A 15,868-nucleotide genomic window follows, 5' to 3' on the forward strand; every position below is an offset into this window, starting at 1 on the left:
CACTATCGTCTCATGGCACTGGATCACGAACGCCTTCTTCGAGCCGCCGCAGAGTTCCTCGGCCGGAGGCCTAGCGCAACCCAAGACGAGATCGCCGCGGCAATCGGCGTCAGCCGTGCGACATTGCATCGCTACTTCGCCGGCCGCGCCGCGCTGATCGATGCGCTAGAGCAGCTCGCGTTCGGCCAGATGCGCGAAGCGCTGAAAAGCGCTCGCTGGCAAGAGGGATCGGCTACCGAGGCGCTGCGGAGGCTGGTGGCGGCATGCGAATCGGTATCCGAGTACCTGACGTTGCTCTACGCCTACAGTCAGGATTCCGACACCAATGAGCTCAAGCAGGGCTGGCTGGAAATCGACAGCGAGATCAAGGAGCTGTTCCTCCGCGGTCAGCGCCAGGGCGAGTTCCGGCCCGACCTGGCGGCCGGGTGGCTGACCGAAGCGTTCTACAGCCTGGTCTCCGGCGCGGGCTGGTCGATAAACACCGGACGGGCGGCCCCGCGCGACTTTGCGCCCATGATTACCGAACTCCTGCTGCACGGCGTGAGCCACTCCGGTCAGCCGAGCACCAACAATCACCACGCCCCGGAGCGCCGCCGGCTCGGTAGCGAGCCGATGCGGCCGATGATCAACTCGCGGGCTACCCGATGAATTCCGCCGCCCGGTGACCCAGCATCACGATTGTTGCGTGCGGACCACGGCTGGGAATCAGCGGCAGGATGGATCCGTCAACCACCCAAAGGTTTTCGATACCACGCACCCGGCACTCGGGATCGACGACGGCCGTCGGGTCGGCATCGACACCCATCGGTGCGCTACCGCACAGATGCTGCGATGTCGACCATCCCGGCTCCCCCGCCACTGCCGACCCCGCTAACTCGCGCGCCAACTCGGTCCCCCGCTGCAGAGCCGCGACATCGGCCGGCTCACTGTCGTAGTGGTGTCCGATCCGGGGAGGCACTGAAGGGTCGGGCGATGCCAAGGTGACCCGGGCGCGAGACCGCGGTCGCATCAGCGCCACTCCGAGGTGCGGCCAGTCCCGATGCCCCTTAGCAGCTGCGCCCGCCATTGCTTCGAATCCTGTTGTGTATGGCCTAATTTCGATGCCGTCAGCGGTATTGAGTACCGCCTCCAACACCGGCCGTCCGGCGGCGACGGTCCATGTGGTCGGCAACGCCCATTCAGGATGGTCGCTGCAATTCATCCCGACGGGCAACGCCTGCACCACCGGGACCCCGGCGGCCCGCAGCATCGCATGGTCGCCGATACCCGAGAGCATCAGCAGGTGTGCGGATCCAATTGCTCCGGCACAAAGCACAATTCGATCCGCCCACAGAGTCATCGGCCCCCTCGGACCGACGGCATCGACGCCCACCGCGGTCGCGGCGGAAAAGCGCACTTGCTGGGCCCGGGTTTCTTCCAGCAGGGTCAGGTTGGGGCGGCCCAGCGCCGGCAGCAGATATGCGACCCCCGACCCGGTCCGTACCCCGTCAACGATGTTCAGCGGGACCGCGCCCACGCCCGCGGCGATATCCGGACCAACATCGTTGAGATCGGCGATCCAGCCGAACCCGGCACGCTGAGCGGCCGTGACGAATCGCTGCGTGACTCCGGTCTGATCGCGGGTCCGGCGCACCGGAATGGGACCCGTGCGGCCATGCACGGGCGTGTCGAAGTCCAGGTCGGTCTCGATCGCCCGGAAGTGTGGGAGCACCTGCGACCATGACCAGCCCGGTATCGCGGCACCATCGAAATCCCGCGCCAGCCCGCGGCAGAAGTACCCGCCGTTGACCGCCCCAGAGCCGCCAAGTGTCGCCCCGCGCAGGATCGGAGTTCGACGAACTGGATGATCCGTGAGCTGGCTCTGATAGCGCTGAACCAACGGACTGTCAGCACTGATCGGTAGCTGCAGCCCGTTGGCAGTTTGAGCCAGCAACCGTGGATCAGCAAGGCCGGGCCCCGCCTCGACCAACGTCACCGCGCAACTCGGATCGGCGGAAAGACGCGCGGCCAGGACCGATCCGGCGCTTCCGGCGCCGACGATCAGGACATCACTGTGGCGCAGCGCCGCGGTCAAGGCCGCCGTTACCGTCGGATCTGCGGCTTGAGCGCGCCCGCGTTGCGTTCACGCATCACCCCGTACCACAGGCCGAGCCCGTAGGCGAGGTCGTCAATGCGCTTGAGCAGTAGGTAGGTCAGCAACCCAATCGGTTCGGAGTCGCCGTCGGGGTCCTCTCTGCGGCGCAGCCAGTCGACCACACCGTCGATGACCGCAGCCACCAGCACGACCCGCCTACAGTGCCGGGACACAATGACTGCGATCAATGTCACCGGCCAGTAATGCCGGCAAATGGCCGACGCCAACTGCAGTGCGGCCGACCATAATCCGCGCGCCGCGACCACCACCACATCCCACGATGAGGTTTGGGCACTACGCAGTGCCGTGGCAATTCGCCGGCCCGTCAACACCGCGATGATCAGCGAGGCCAGCTGCGTTGCTCGGGTACCCAGCGACATCAGCACCCAGGCAGTCAGGGCCCAGCCGGAAATCACCAACGGCGCGGTCTTGTCCGGGTGGCGCACCGACAGCGGCGCCGCCGACCCCCCGTAGAACGCCTTGCGCGCGATCCAGGCACGCAATTGGGTCCGATGCTCATGACCAACCAGTGCAATCGGCTCGTAGCGCAGCCGGGCACCGGACTCGATAAGGCGCCAGCACAGATCGACGTCCTCACCGGAGTGCATGGTTTCGTCGAACCCGCCGACCTGACGGATGGCGGAGCAACGGCAGATGATCGCGGCGCTGGGAACGTAGGACACCGGGCTGTGCGGCAATATCGGCGCTTCCCGCTGACCAAGGTCCAGCGATGAACGCACGGCCTCATAGCGGGCCACCAGATTCTCACTCGGCGCCAGGCCCACAATGCGAGGCGCGACCAACGCCACGGTGGGATCGCAGAAGTGCCCGAGCAGGGCCTCGAGCCAGCCGCGGCGTGGCGCCACGTCGGAATCCAGAAATGCCACGAACTCGGTCGTGCAGGCTGCCAACCCGGTGTTGCGAGCGGCGGCCGGCCCCTTGCTGCGCCGGTGGTGCAGCACTTCGATATCGCAGTGCGCCCCCGCGAAGTCCTCCAGCTCGACCGGGCTCGACGACCCGTCATCCACCACGATCACGCGCAGGCCACGCAGTGAGGCAACCAGCCGGCGCACGCCGGATGCATTGTCTCGCACCGGTATCACGACAGTGACATCGCGATGCGATGGCCCGCTCGCCGGCCGGGGATGCGCTACCGTCGCGTCCAACAGCGTGCGGGCCAGCTCAGCGCTGATGTCGTCGCGAACCTTCAGACGGCCGTCACAGAGCATGTCCTGGGCGGCAGGCGCCAGACGTAGCAATCGGGTCGGCGACCCACCGAGCAGGGCCGACCCGCCGCCGAGCACCCGCACGCGACGGTCAACCTGAACCGCGAACCCGTCAGGTAGTCGGGGTTGCGTCATGTCAGCATCCCGTCGGGCCCGGGGGTCCACCGGGCAATTCGAGACACGCAATCATCGACCATCTCTGCGAAGATTCGCCTTCCCTCTACTGCGGTCGCCGTGGTCGGATCGCCCAGCACACCTATCGGGCTGACCGCCGCGACGCCACCGCGGCGCAACGACGGCAGCAATTCGGCCAGCGGCGCCGCGTTCCCCGCACTCAGCCGGTCGGTCAGCACCACCTCCGGTGAAATATGCAGCAACACTGATGTTTCAGTATGGCCGGCATGAGCGTCACCGCCCGCCGAGCCACAGGCAGACCATCCGGCGTCGCGACCTTCGGCGCGCAGCTGCCGAACCGCACCACGCAAGGCCTCGACATTGCCACCGTGCCCGTTGACGAAAACCAGCCGATCAGCCCAGCAGGCGGCCGACCTCCCGTACTCGAGCAGCAGCACCCTCAGAGCCTCGGCGCCGATCGAGATCGTTCCGGCAAAACTCTGATGCTCACCGCTGGCACCGTATGCGATCGGGGGCGCCAACAGCCAACCGGGTTGACACTGAGTCAGGCGGCCGTGCATGCGCGTGGCAACCGCCCGGCCGACCGCGGTCGCGATCCGGGTGTCGGTATCCAACGGCAGGTGCGGTCCGTGCTGTTCAGTTGACCCCAGCGGGATCAATATTGACGGCGAGGTGCTTGGTAGCTGGCTCGACGTCGAAGTCCCCAATTCGCCGAGTACGGGCACTCGCCGATGGTAGGACGAATTCACCTGGCGTGCACCGATTGTTACCTTTTCTACGGATTTTTTTCTTCGGGTCGACGCCTGACCGGCCCGAACTCAACTCGCCGGACCGGCGGCGGCGCCCGACCTCACAGATTCTTGATACGGCCGCTCAACTTTGTGGTAAGGCAGGCCCGGATTCCTACCCGCCCAGGCGCCGGACGAAATCGGCGGGGATCAGAATGTCGTCTGACCGCAGGTCATGGATCGAACTATGGCCCAGACCCATCAGCGCCGAGTCGATGCCGCCGCGCAGAATGTCAAGGACGTTCTCGACGCCGGCCTGACCGTTGGCGGCCAGTCCCCACAGGTAGGCGCGGCCAACCAGCACCGCCCGGGCACCCAGCGCAACCGCCTTGACCACGTCGCTCCCCCGCCGGATGCCGCCATCCAGCAGCACCTCGACCTGGTCGCCGACCGCTGCCGCCACGGCGGGCAGGGCCCGAATCGACGCCGGCGTCCCATCGAGGTTGTTTCCACCGTGGTTGGACACCGAAATCGCCGAAACTCCAGCGTCAACAGCCCGTTTGGCGTCGTCGACCCGCATGACCCCCTTGAGCATGAAAGGTCCACCCCATAGCTCACGCAACCAGGCAATGTCATCCCAGGTCGGTGGCGGGGTGCCCATCCATTCTCCGTACGCGGCGAAAAACGCGGGACCGGGTTCGCCGCGCCGCCCCTGATTTGGCACCCGCAGATCCGGTGGCCGCAATGTTTTACCGAACTTCCACAGCCACCTGGGGCGAACAATCGCCTCCGGCGACAGGCGCAGGATGGTCCGCAGGTTCATCTGTTCGGGGATCTTGGGGCTGCCCCAGTCACGCCCGTGGGAGAACGTCCAGTCCGTGGTGACGATCAGGCCCACCGCTCCGGCCTGACGGGCCCGCTCGACACGCTCGGCAATCGCGTCGCGCCCGCCGAGCCAGTAGATCTGAAAGAAGATTTTGGGGTTGGCGGCGATGACATCTTCGATCGTCTTGCTGGCAAACGACGACAGGCCCATCGCCGTGCCACGTGCGGCCGCTGCGCGGGCAACGGCCACCTCACCGTCGGGATGCACCGCTTGAACGCCGGTGGGCGAGATGAGAACAGGCATCGAAATATCCTGTCCCATAACGGTGGTCGACATATCGCGCTTTTCAGCTGCGCCGATGACATGCGGTGCGAAGCCGAGTTCGCTAAACGCCGCCACATTGTCGGCCACCGTTATTCCCTTTTCGCTGGCCGAAATCAGGGATGAGTAAACAGATTTCGGGAGACGCCGTTTCGCCCTCTGCTGGGCGATGGCGACCGTTTCAAACCACTCATCGGCCATGACTACACGGGACTTTCGTTGCACAGGCGCGCGGGCGGGCGCGTCGTCAGCGTCAGGGGCACCGGCGCGCTCACTCGGCTGCCCCGCGAGTGATCCACCCGCGGACGCGGCGCATGGCGCTCCTGCGCCAGTGCCGGCGCACCGTACCCCTGGACGCACTCGGGGTCGGGCCCATCGAGCGGAAGACCGGTAAAGAACTTGGCTGCCATGCAACCGCCGCGGCAGCTGTCGTAGTGCTCACAACTGCCGCAGGCGCCCGCCGACTGCGGCTCCCGCAGCTGCCGGAACAACGGCGCGTTCTTCCAGACCTGGTCAAAACCGCCGTCGGTCAGGACGTTTCCAGCTAGGAAGCGGTCGTGGATGGCGAACGGGCAGGCGTATACGTCACCCACCGGATCGATCAGGCACACCACCCGCCCGGCTCCACACATGTTCAGACCGGCCAGCGCGCCCGAGGACCCCAGGGGCGCCAGGTGAAAGAACGAATCACCGGTCAGTCCCCGTTCGCCCTTGGCGACCAACCAGTCGTAGAGCGCGACCTGCTGGGCCGCGGTGGGGTGCAATTCCTCCCAGACGTCCGCACCGCGCCCCGACGGCCGTAGCCGGGTGATCCGCAGCGTGGCACCGTAGCGGTCCGCCAGCGCGGCGAAATCATCGAGTTGGCCGACGTTGTGCCGGGTCACCACCACGGAGATCTTCGCGTCGGCGAAACCCGCGGCCGCCAGGTTCTCGAGCGCGCGCACCGCCATGGCGAACGATCCGGCACCCCGGACGGCGTCATTGACTTCGGCGGTCGCGCCGTCGAGCGAGATCTGGACATCGACGTAGTCGCTGGCAGCTAGCCGCGCGGCGACCTCCGGGTTGATCCGAACCCCGTTGGTAGAGAACTTCACTCCGACGTGGTGTGCGGTGGCGTAGTCCACCAGCTCCCAAAAGTCCGGACGCACCGTGGGTTCGCCACCACCGATGTTCACGTAGAACACCTGCATGCGTTCCAACTCGTCGATGATGTCCTGGCATTGCCGGGTGGACAACTCACCCGGATCCCTCTTGCCTGAGGACGAAAGGCAATGCACGCAGGCCAGATTGCAGGCGTAGGTCAGTTCCCACGTCAGACAAATCGGCGCGTCGAGCCCATGCTCGAACTGCTCGATCAGCCGCGGTACTGCGGTCGTCATTGATCAGCCTCCTGGGGAACCAGCATGTGAGAGCCGGCCAGAACCGACAACGCGTGCAAGTAGGGAGCGTGTTCGGAGTCATCAACCCCCGCGGCGCGGCAGGCCGAGCGAACATCGGGATGGTCGGCCAGTGACCGAACGACCGCCAAGATGGTGCGATTTTTCAGAAATGACAGCTTGCGGGTGCCGAAGTGATAAAGCAGCGCTCCAAACGGCTCCGGCCGCACCGCCACTTGCGCGTGCAGCCGCCAGCCCCGATCAGGGTCGAAAGCCCCGGCCCCGGCCGCCGCCTGCGCCGGCGCGGGCACGGTCAGTAGACCCCGCACATGCCGTCGATGGACACCTCTTCGACCAGCGACTCGGTGACCAGCTCGGCAGTCTCGGCTTCAGTTTCGCGGTCCATGTGAGTTGCCTTTCGTCATGGGCGTTAACAATGAGGTGACAATGAGCGGTGGCGCTAGTCACAGTCACAGTCAGCGTCAGCGTCAGCGTCAGCGTCAGCGTCAGCGTCAGCGTCAGCGTCAGCGTCAGCGTCAGCGTCAGCGTCAGCGTCAGCGTCAGCGTCAGCGATGCCAGAATATGGCATCGAGTGCCGAAATGGAAGGGTGGAACCGATGGCGCATGAGTCGCGGGCCGGTCGGCGCCCCTCGACGACCAAGCGCCACATCGCCGACGTTGCCATCGACTTGTTCGCCGCCCGCACCTTCGCCGAGGTCAGCGTCGACGACGTTGCCCAAGCCGCCGGCATCGCCCGACGCACCCTGTTCCGCTACTACGCCTCGAAGAACGCGATCCCCTGGGGCGACTTCGACACCCACCTTGCCCAGCTGCAGGATCTGCTCGAGCGCATCGACGGGCACGTTCGGTTGGGCAAAGCGCTGCGGGAGGCGCTGTTGGCGTTCAACACCTACGACGAATCCGAGACCATTCGGCATCGCCAGCGGATGCGCATCATTCTGCAAACCGCTGAGCTGCAGGCGTATTCGATGACGATGTATGCCGGCTGGCGTGCGGTGATCGCCGGTTTCGTGGCCCGACGACTCAGTGTCAAACCCACCGACCTGGTGCCCCAGACGGTTGCCTGGACGATGCTCGGCGTCGCGTTGAGCGCCTACGAACACTGGCTCAGCGACGAATCCGTCTCGTTACCGGAAGCGCTCGGGAATGCCTTCGACGTCGTTGGCGCCGGCTTGGAGAAGCCGGACTGATGCAGGAGGCAAAGAGTGGGGGTATCGAGCATCTGCTGCACACCCTGCGGTCACAGGGCCGGTTCTGCGCCCGATCCGGATCGCCGATGTATGGCGAGTTGTTTGAATTGGTCGCCGCCGATGTCGAAGCGGGCGGCGTATTCGCCCCCATCCTGGCCGGCCACGAGGACGACCCGTCCCGGTATGCCACCCCGCTGCGGCTGCTCGGCGGCCTGCACCGAATGGTGCTCGACGGCCGGGCACCCACGTTGCGCCGCTGGTATCCCAGCACTGACGGCAGCTGGGACGCCAAGAGCGCCTGGCCCGAAATCGAACTCGTCGCGGCCAACCACACCGAAGCCTTGCGCGGCGCTCTTGACCAGCCCCCACAGACCAACGAAGTCGGCCGGTCGGCGGCACTGATCGGCGGCCTGCTGCACATTCGCCACGAATTCAACTTTCCGGTAAGACTTTTCGAGATTGGGGCCAGTGCCGGACTGAACCTGCGGGCTGACCGCTACCACTACCGCTACGCCGGAATGACGTGGGGCCCGATCGACTCCCCGGTGATTATCGAAGATGCTTGGCGCGGTGAGTTGCCGCCCGCGCTGGCACTACAGATCGTCCAACGTCACGGCTACGACATCGCACCCATCGATATCTGCGGCACTGACGGCGAAATGACCGTGTTGAGCTATGTCTGGCCCGACCAGCACGCCCGGATGAAGCGGCTGCGCGGCGCGATCGCCGTCGCGCGGGACGTCCCGGCACAGCTCGAACGCAAGACCGCCGCCGACGGCGCCGCCGGGCTGACGCTGCAAGACGAAACGCTGACGGTGTTGTGGCATTCGATCACCTGGCAATACCTGGCCGCCCAGGAGCGTGCCGCGATCCGCGACCGAGTCGCGGAGCTGGGCGCACAGGCCGGCCCCCGCTCACCCTTCGCCCACCTCACCCTCGAGCCCGCACGCGACGAGGGCGGTCGGCTCAAGTTCCTGGTACGTCTGGCCAGCTGGCCGTCCGGCGAGGCCCGGGTTCTAGGCCAATGCCATCCGCACGGGCCACCGGTGAACTGGCAGTAGCTTTCTCGGCGCGCCATCGCCCAGATTTCGTTAGCGTCGGCCACCGCACAAGCGGGCCACCCGGGCCGGCGCCAGGCGCCGGTATCCGCGCGGATGTCTAGCCCTGCGATTCGTCCAGCATCTCGGAGATGGGCACGGCGGCGGCGATTTTGGCACGTACCTTCATGACCTTGCCCGGCACCCCGCCACCGACCACGCCAACGAGCACACCATCACGCTCGTAGTAGGCAAGGAACTTTCGTCCGTCGTCCTCGACCAGGTGCACCACATCGGTCGAATGCGGCTCACCAAGGCATTGGATCTTGACGTCGTACTGGTCACTCCAGAAGTAGGGCACCACCACGTTCGAGGACACTTCGCGCCCCAACATCGCCGGCACCACTACCCGTGCCTGATCGGCTACATTGCTCCAATGTTCCACGCGGACTTGGTGTCCCATTTGATCCCGCCAGGATGCAACATCACCGAGCGCCCACACGTTGGGCGCGCTGGTACGTCCGGCGGCGTCACAAACCACGCCGTTATCGACCGCGATGCCGCTACCGTCGAGCCACCCGGTCGCCGGGTGCGAACCGATGCCGACAACCACCAGATCGGCGTCGAGTTGCGTGCCGTCGGCCAGCACCACGGTGTCGACATGGCCGTCGCCGCGGACCTCAGCCACCCCAACCCCGGTGCGAACATCGACGCCCTCACTACGATGCAGCCGCGCCACCAGCTCGCCGATCTGCTCGCCGAGCACCGCCGCCAGCGGCGTTGGCTGTGGTTCGACCAGCACCACCTCCACCCCGAGACCACGCAGACTGGCCGCCACCTCACACCCGATGAAACCGGCACCAATCACGACCGCGCGCTTGGCGGCCGAGGCGTGGCTGCGCAGCGCCATACATTCGTCAAACGAGCGCAGCACCCGAATGCCCTCGAGTTCGGGGAAGGCCGGAATGCGCCGGGGCACCAATCCGGTTGCGATAACCAGCTCGTCGTAGCCGAGCACCGTCCCGTCGGCCAGCGTCACGGTTTGCGCGGCGGTGTCCAAGCCGGTTGCCGCCGAGCCCAGCCGCAGGGTGATGCCCTTCTCGTCGTACCACTCGCGTGGCTTGAGCGACACGTCGTCGACCTCACTGCGCAGCACCTCTTTGGACAGCGGCGGTCGGTCATAGGGCAGGTGCACCTCGTCGCTGACGATCGTGAGCTGACCCTCATAGCCGGCCCGACGCAGCTGCTCGGCGGTGCGGGCGGCCGCCAGCCCGCCGCCGATGATCACAATCCCGTTGGCCGCCGTGGCGCCGGGATCCTGGGTCACGCCTTCACTACTGGTCACGTGGTGTTCATACACGATGGCGTGTCAGTACTTCAAGGCGCCCTTGTCAACGGGGATCTGTGCCCCGCTCAGCGTGCCAGAGCCGTCGCCGGCCAGCCAGACCACGACATCGGAGACCTCCTCGGAGGTCATTAAACCTTTGTACTGCAATGGCATTGGCGGGAAGCTATGCAAGAAGCGGGGATGCTCGCCGAATACCTGCATCATCACGTCCGGCTCGATCATCGGCGTCTCGACCGAGTACGGATGAATGGAGTTGACCCGGATGTCGTACTCGCCGAGTTCGATGGCCAGGGTGTTCGTCAGCGCCACGAGCCCGTGCTTGCTCGCCGCATAGTGACCGTTGCCCGGTGTGGCCTTCAAACCTGCCGACGAGCTGACGACGATGATCGACCCGCCATTGCCAGCCTCGATCATCGCGGGCACCGCCGCGCGCAGCGTTCGCCAGGTGCCGCTGAGGTTGACGCCGATCACGGTGTCCCACTGCTCATCGGTGAGTTCCCAGAGCCTGCCCCAGCCCAACACCCCGGCATTGGCTACCACCACGTCAAGCCGACCGAATTCCTCGACCCAATCGGCGACCAGTTGCTGCAACGCCGCACTGTCGCGGACATCCGCCTGGCGCGCTAGTACCTTGCGACCTTCGCTCTCCACCGCGCGGATCGTCTCGCTGAGGTCTGCCGCGGTGGCCGGTGCGTAGGTGATGCTCTCGGATACCGGTCCGCAGATGTCCATGGCGATGATGTCGGCACCCTCGCGCGCCAACCGCACCGCATGCGATCGCCCCTGCGCGCGCGCGGCCCCGGTGACTAAGGCCACCCGTCCATCCAGTGATCCAGTCTGTGCAGCCACGTACACCCCTCTCGCCGAATGTCAGGCTAGCAGCGAAACTGAAACGTGTTCTAACGCGCCCGCCGGCGCTGGCATGTCGTGGCGCCCGGCACGCCACCGGCCCGACGCGCCTGGCGGGGCGCCAGGATTCGGCTCAGATCTCGGAGATGATCTGGGCACGCCTGCTGGCGTACTCCTGCGCGTTCAGCGCCCCACTGGCATGCAGCGATTCCAGCTCTTGGAGGCGCTCGGCGATGGAGGCTTGTGGGGTCGCACTCGGCTGGGCCGCACCCGCGGGCATCTGCTGCTGGGCCGCACGGCGCACCACCGCTTGGATCTGTTGGCGCAGGACCGGATTCGATCGGATGTCCACCATCCGGTTTAGCGGAATCCCGTTGGCCTTGAGGATCTGCAGAATCTCCATCAACGGACCGGCCTGTCCGCTGAGGTCGTATGTCCTGTTGTCTTCTGCGACGGTGAACTGTGCCGGGACCAGGCCGTTGACCAGCGCACTGCGCTCCCAGTCGATCAGGTATTCCCGAGTGGCGGGGTTGACCAGCACGACGAGTTTGCGCGCGGTGAGGTTGCCGAGGCGGGTCACGCTGGCGATGACCCGGTCTTCGCTGTCGAACGCCGCGATCCCAGGACCCGAGATATGCAGGTGGACCTTCACCAGGGGGCGGTCGTTGATCCGGGTGCCGGTCTCGGTCAGGCCGGTGATTTGGGCCAGCGCCAACACTCCGCTCTGCTCGAGCTCAGCGGACTTGGCCGCCGATTTCGCGCCGAAACTGGTCAGCGCCAGCGCAATCAACACATCGGCCACGGTGATGAGCAGGCCCACATACAACATCCACGACAACAGGCTGCCCACGTCGAGGGCAAAGTAGACGATCAGGAAAATCGGCCCGACCAGACCGCCGCAAAGCAGCACCAGCAACTGCATCTTCAGGTAGCGCGCCAGCATCTTGTTCTCCTCGGGTCGCCGGGAAATTGATGCCAGATTAGCGCCCTTTGAACTGGGCGAAGACCAAACACGACCGTCGGGTGGCGCCGGTGCCGCGATCGATGGCCGCCGACCGCGCACGTTGCACGGCGGCAAAGGTGATCCGGTTCTGGTGCAGGCAATTCGGCGGCGGGCAGACAAACACCAGGCCCGGATAGCCGATCTCGGCTATCCGGGCCTGGTTTTGACTGGTGCTGGATCCGGTTGGATCTACTTGATGATCTTGACGACCCGGCCGGCGCCGACGGTGCGGCCACCTTCACGGATCGCGAAGCGCAGACCGTCGTCCATGGCGACGGGCTGGATCAGCTTCACCGAGATGTTGGTGTTGTCACCGGGCATCACCATTTCGGTGCCCTCCGGCAGCGTCACCACACCGGTCACGTCGGTGGTGCGGAAGTAGAACTGCGGACGGTAGTTGTTGAAGAACGGCGTGTGCCGACCGCCCTCGTCCTTGGACAGGATGTAGACCTGGCCCTCGAACTCGGTGTGCGGTGTGGTGGTGCCGGGCTTGACGACGACCTGACCGCGCTCGACGTCCTCACGCTTGATACCACGCAGCAGCAGACCGACGTTGTCACCGGCCTGGCCCTGGTCCAGCAGCTTGCGGAACATCTCCACACCGGTGACCGTGGTCTTGGTGCTGGTCGGACGGATGCCGACGATCTCGACTTCCTCGTTCACGTTGATGATGCCGCGCTCCACACGACCGGTAACCACGGTGCCGCGGCCGGTGATGGTGAAGACGTCCTCGACGGGCATCAGGAACGGGCGGTCGGTCTCGCGGACCGGGTCCGGGATCGACTCGTCCACCGCGTCCATCAGCTGCTCGACGGACTCGACCCACTTCGGGTCGCCCTCGAGCGCCTTGAGCGCCGATACCCGCACCACCGGTGCGTCCTCGTCGAACTCCTGGGCGGCCAGCAACTCGCGGACCTCCATCTCGACCAGCTCGAGCAGCTCCTCATCGTCGACCGCGTCAGACTTGTTGAGCGCGACCAGGATGTAGGGCACACCCACCTGGCGAGCGAGCAGCACGTGCTCACGGGTCTGCGGCATCGGACCATCGGTGGCCGCAACCACCAGAATCGCGCCGTCCATCTGAGCCGCACCGGTGATCATGTTCTTGATGTAGTCGGCGTGACCCGGAGCATCGACGTGGGCGTAGTGCCGCTTCTCCGTCTGGTACTCCACGTGGGAGATGTTGATGGTGATACCACGCTGACGCTCTTCGGGCGCGTTGTCGATCTGATCGAACGCGCGCGACTCGTTCAGCTCCGGGTACTTGTCGTGCAACACCTTGGTGATAGCCGCGGTCAGCGTGGTCTTGCCGTGGTCAACGTGACCGATGGTCCCGATGTTGACGTGGGGCTTGGTCCGCTGGAACTTCGCCTTCGCCACTTCTGTGTCCTCCTGGACTGTTGGTGCTTAAAAAAGCAGTGTGTTGTTGATGTTTTCACTTATGCCGCGGAGTAACCGAGCCAGGTTACTCCCTGCCACCCTGGTGCCTTGCTCGGGTTCCCAACTCATACCGCCAGGCTCCCGGCTTGCCGGCCTTTACCTACTGCTGGGCTCCGTGCTCGTGGCTCACTCGCCCGTCGCCTTCGCGATGATCTCCTTCGACACGTTCGCCGGAACTTCGGCGTACGAGTCGAACACCATGGAGTAGTTCGCACGGCCTTGAGTCTTGGACCGCAGGTCGCCGACATAGCCGAACATCTCCGACAGCGGCACGTGCGCCTTGACGACGCGAGCACCACTCCGCTCCTCCATGGCCTGAATCTGACCACGGCGGGAGTTCAGGTCGCCGATCACATCGCCCATGTAGTCCTCGGGCGTGGTGACCTCGACGGCCATGATCGGTTCCAGGATCACCGGGTGCGCCGCTGCCGCGGCCTTCTTGAGCACCTGTGAACCAGCGATCTTGAATGCCATTTCCGAGGAGTCGACCTCGTGGAAGGCGCCGTCAAGCAGGGTGACCTTCAGGTTCACCAGCGGGTAGCCGGCCAGGACGCCGTACTGCATCGCATCCTGCGCACCGGCGTCGACCGACGGAATGTACTCCCGCGGGATACGACCACCGGTGACCTTGCTCTCGAATTCGTAAGTTGCACCGTCTTCGCCGGTGAACGGCTCGATACTGATCAGCACCTTGGCGAACTGACCGGAGCCACCCGTCTGCTTCTTGTGGGTGAACTCGACCTTTTCCACCAGCCGCTTGATGGTCTCCTTGTAGGCGACCTGCGGCTTGCCGACGTTGGCCTCGACCTTGAATTCCCGGCGCATGCGGTCCACCAGGATGTCCAGGTGCAACTCGCCCATACCGCCGATGACGGTTTGGCCGGTCTCTTGATCCAGGTGCACCTTGAAGGTGGGGTCCTCCTCGGCGAGCTTCTGGATCGACAGACTGAGCTTCTCCTGGTCGCTCTTGGTCTTGGGCTCGATCGCGACCTCGATAACGGGATCGGGGAAGGTCATCGACTCGAGCACGATCTGGTTGTTCGGATCGCTCAGCGTGTCACCGGTGGTGGTGTCTTTGAGGCCGATCACCGCGTAGATGTGACCCGCCGACGCGGTCTCCACCGGGTTCTCCTTGTTGGAGTGCATCTGGAAGAGCTTGCCCAGACGTTCCTTCTTGCCCTTGGTGGAGTTGATGACCTGGCTGCCAGAGTCAACCTTGCCCGAGTACACCCGGACGTAGGTGAGCTTGCCGAAGAAGGGGTGCGTGGCGACCTTGAATGCCAGCGCCGAGAATGGCTCGTCGGTCGAGGGCTTGCGCACGACCTCCTCGTCCTCTTTGCCCGGCACGTGGCCGATGGCGGCCGGCACGTCCAGCGGGGAGGGCAGGTAGTCGATGACGGCGTCCAGCATCGGCTGCACACCCTTGTTCTTGAACGCGCTGCCACACAACACCGGATAGGCCTCCGAGGTGATGGTCAGCTTGCGGATCGCGCCCTTGATCTCGGCTTCGGTGAGCTCTTCGCCGCCGAGGTACTTCTCCAGCAGCGCTTCGTCGGTTTCGGCGACGGCCTCGAGCAGCTTGGTGCGGTACTCGTCGGCCTTCTCCTGCAAGTCCGCGGGGATGTCGACGACGTCGTACTTCTCGCCGAGCTTGGCGTCGGCGCTCCACACCTTGGCCTTCATCTCGACCAGGTCCACGACGCCTTCGAAGTCGCCCTCGGAACCGACCGGCAGCTGGATCGGGATGACGTTGGCGCCCAGCCGCTCCTCCATGGTGCGCACGGAGAAGTAGAAGTCGGCGCCGATCTTGTCCATCTTGTTGACGAAGCAGATGCGCGGGACGTCGTACTTGTCGGCTTGGCGCCACACCTGCTCGGACTGCGGCTCGACACCTTCCTTGCCGTCGAACACGGCCACGGCACCATCGAGCACACGCAGGCTGCGCTCCACCTCAACGGTGAAGTCGACGTGGCCCGGGGTGTCGATGATGTTGATCTGGTTGTCGTTCCAGAAACAGGTGGTGGCCGCGGAGGTGATGGTGATCCCGCGTTCCTGCTCCTGTTCCATCCAGTCCATGGTGGCGGCGCCGTCGTGCACCTCACCGATCTTGTAGCTGATACCGGTGTAGTAGAGGATGCGCTCGGTCGTCGTGGTCTTGCCAGCGTCGATGTGCGCCATGATGCCGATGTTGCGGACCTTGGTCAGGTCGGTCAGCACGTCCTTCTGTGCCACAG

16 protein-coding genes are annotated in these 15,868 nt (G+C 65.3%); 4 read left to right on the top strand and 12 right to left on the bottom strand.

Features of this window, described 5'->3' with window-relative positions:
- The first annotated feature begins 12 nt into the window (after window positions 1-12).
- Window positions 13-648, top strand: coding sequence for a TetR/AcrR family transcriptional regulator (locus tag MMSP_RS23160; protein WP_020788569.1), 636 nt, complete (start codon window positions 13-15; stop codon window positions 646-648).
- Here MMSP_RS23160 and mftG read toward each other — a convergent pair.
- The 7 genes from mftG to mftA form a co-directional block, all read right to left on the bottom strand.
- A complete protein-coding gene (mftG, locus tag MMSP_RS23165; protein WP_020788570.1) occupies window positions 638-2,074 on the bottom strand; it encodes a mycofactocin system GMC family oxidoreductase MftG in 1,437 nt (478 codons plus the stop codon). The two genes, MMSP_RS23160 and mftG, sit on opposite strands and share 11 nt — an antisense overlap.
- Before the next feature lie 8 nt (window positions 2,075-2,082).
- Window positions 2,083-3,495: a mycofactocin biosynthesis glycosyltransferase MftF gene (gene mftF / locus MMSP_RS23170; protein ID WP_020788571.1), complete on the bottom strand. Its 1,413-nt coding sequence runs from the start codon at window positions 3,493-3,495 to the stop codon at window positions 2,083-2,085.
- Window positions 3,492-4,244 (bottom strand): mycofactocin biosynthesis peptidyl-dipeptidase MftE, encoded by a 753-nt coding sequence (gene mftE, locus MMSP_RS23175; RefSeq protein ID WP_015354674.1) that lies wholly within the window; start codon window positions 4,242-4,244, stop codon window positions 3,492-3,494. Before mftE ends, mftF begins: the two co-directional genes overlap by 4 nt.
- Before the next feature lie 154 nt (window positions 4,245-4,398).
- Window positions 4,399-5,571, bottom strand: coding sequence for a pre-mycofactocin synthase MftD (gene mftD / locus MMSP_RS23180; RefSeq protein WP_012392929.1), 1,173 nt, complete (start codon window positions 5,569-5,571; stop codon window positions 4,399-4,401).
- A gap of 2 nt (window positions 5,572-5,573) precedes the next feature.
- On the bottom strand, window positions 5,574-6,749 hold the full coding sequence (gene mftC, locus MMSP_RS23185) for a mycofactocin radical SAM maturase (RefSeq protein ID WP_020788572.1): 1,176 nt from the start codon (window positions 6,747-6,749) through the stop codon (window positions 5,574-5,576).
- The gene (gene mftB / locus MMSP_RS23190; protein WP_011739042.1) at window positions 6,746-7,075 is read right to left on the bottom strand and encodes a mycofactocin biosynthesis chaperone MftB; all 330 of its coding nucleotides are present in this window, start codon (window positions 7,073-7,075) and stop codon (window positions 6,746-6,748) included. Before mftB ends, mftC begins: the two co-directional genes overlap by 4 nt.
- On the bottom strand, window positions 7,060-7,152 hold the full coding sequence (mftA, locus tag MMSP_RS26445) for a mycofactocin precursor MftA (protein WP_071498352.1): 93 nt from the start codon (window positions 7,150-7,152) through the stop codon (window positions 7,060-7,062). Before mftA ends, mftB begins: the two co-directional genes overlap by 16 nt.
- Before the next feature lie 48 nt (window positions 7,153-7,200).
- Here mftA and MMSP_RS27680 point away from each other — a divergent pair, with 48 nt between their 5' ends.
- The 3 genes from MMSP_RS27680 to MMSP_RS23205 are packed head-to-tail and all read left to right on the top strand — an operon-like array spanning window position 7,201 to window position 9,018.
- Entirely contained in the window at window positions 7,201-7,374 is a 174-nt protein-coding gene (locus MMSP_RS27680) for a hypothetical protein (protein ID WP_200861957.1), read from the top strand.
- Complete coding sequence (gene mftR / locus MMSP_RS23200) at window positions 7,364-7,957, top strand: mycofactocin system transcriptional regulator (protein ID WP_020788574.1); 594 nt, start codon at window positions 7,364-7,366, stop codon at window positions 7,955-7,957. The genes MMSP_RS27680 and mftR overlap by 11 nt, the downstream gene beginning before the upstream one ends.
- On the top strand, window positions 7,957-9,018 hold the full coding sequence (locus MMSP_RS23205; protein ID WP_020788575.1) for a DUF2332 domain-containing protein: 1,062 nt from the start codon (window positions 7,957-7,959) through the stop codon (window positions 9,016-9,018). Before mftR ends, MMSP_RS23205 begins: the two co-directional genes overlap by 1 nt.
- 97 nt (window positions 9,019-9,115) lie before the next feature.
- On the opposite strand, the gene MMSP_RS23210 is transcribed toward MMSP_RS23205, so the two are convergent.
- From MMSP_RS23210 to fusA, 5 genes are all read right to left on the bottom strand, one after another.
- Complete coding sequence (locus MMSP_RS23210; RefSeq protein WP_020788576.1) at window positions 9,116-10,354, bottom strand: NAD(P)/FAD-dependent oxidoreductase; 1,239 nt, start codon at window positions 10,352-10,354, stop codon at window positions 9,116-9,118.
- A 9-nt stretch (window positions 10,355-10,363) separates the two neighbouring features.
- The gene (locus MMSP_RS23215; protein WP_036427506.1) at window positions 10,364-11,191 is read right to left on the bottom strand and encodes a mycofactocin-coupled SDR family oxidoreductase; all 828 of its coding nucleotides are present in this window, start codon (window positions 11,189-11,191) and stop codon (window positions 10,364-10,366) included.
- Window positions 11,192-11,324: 133 nt separating this feature from the next.
- The gene (locus MMSP_RS23220) at window positions 11,325-12,134 is read right to left on the bottom strand and encodes an SHOCT domain-containing protein (RefSeq protein WP_020788578.1); all 810 of its coding nucleotides are present in this window, start codon (window positions 12,132-12,134) and stop codon (window positions 11,325-11,327) included.
- Window positions 12,135-12,383: 249 nt separating this feature from the next.
- Window positions 12,384-13,574, bottom strand: a complete 1,191-nt coding sequence (gene tuf, locus MMSP_RS23225; protein ID WP_011739036.1) for an elongation factor Tu — start codon at window positions 13,572-13,574, stop codon at window positions 12,384-12,386.
- Between the two features lie 186 nt (window positions 13,575-13,760).
- Window positions 13,761-15,866, bottom strand: a complete 2,106-nt coding sequence (fusA, locus tag MMSP_RS23230) for an elongation factor G (protein WP_012392922.1) — start codon at window positions 15,864-15,866, stop codon at window positions 13,761-13,763.
- Between the last annotated feature and the right edge of the window lie 2 nt (window positions 15,867-15,868).

This window comes from Mycobacterium sp. 012931, from assembly GCF_000419295.1.
GTDB classification, from domain to species: Bacteria; Actinomycetota; Actinomycetes; order Mycobacteriales; family Mycobacteriaceae; genus Mycobacterium; species Mycobacterium marinum.

Bases quoted from the DNA above. Each gene is read 5' to 3' on its own strand.
- MMSP_RS23160 (WP_020788569.1), top strand. From the start codon at position 13: ATGGCACTGGATCACGAACGCCTTCTTCGAGCCGCCGCAGAGTTCCTC.
- mftF (WP_020788571.1), bottom strand. From the start codon at position 3,495: ATGACGCAACCCCGACTACCTGACGGGTTCGCGGTTCAGGTTGACCGT.
- mftD (WP_012392929.1), bottom strand. From the start codon at position 5,571: ATGGCCGATGAGTGGTTTGAAACGGTCGCCATCGCCCAGCAGAGGGCG.
- mftC (WP_020788572.1), bottom strand. From the start codon at position 6,749: ATGACGACCGCAGTACCGCGGCTGATCGAGCAGTTCGAGCATGGGCTC.
- mftA (WP_071498352.1), bottom strand. From the start codon at position 7,152: ATGGACCGCGAAACTGAAGCCGAGACTGCCGAGCTGGTCACCGAGTCG.
- mftR (WP_020788574.1), top strand. From the start codon at position 7,364: ATGGCGCATGAGTCGCGGGCCGGTCGGCGCCCCTCGACGACCAAGCGC.
- MMSP_RS23205 (WP_020788575.1), top strand. From the start codon at position 7,957: ATGCAGGAGGCAAAGAGTGGGGGTATCGAGCATCTGCTGCACACCCTG.
- MMSP_RS23220 (WP_020788578.1), bottom strand. From the start codon at position 12,134: ATGCTGGCGCGCTACCTGAAGATGCAGTTGCTGGTGCTGCTTTGCGGC.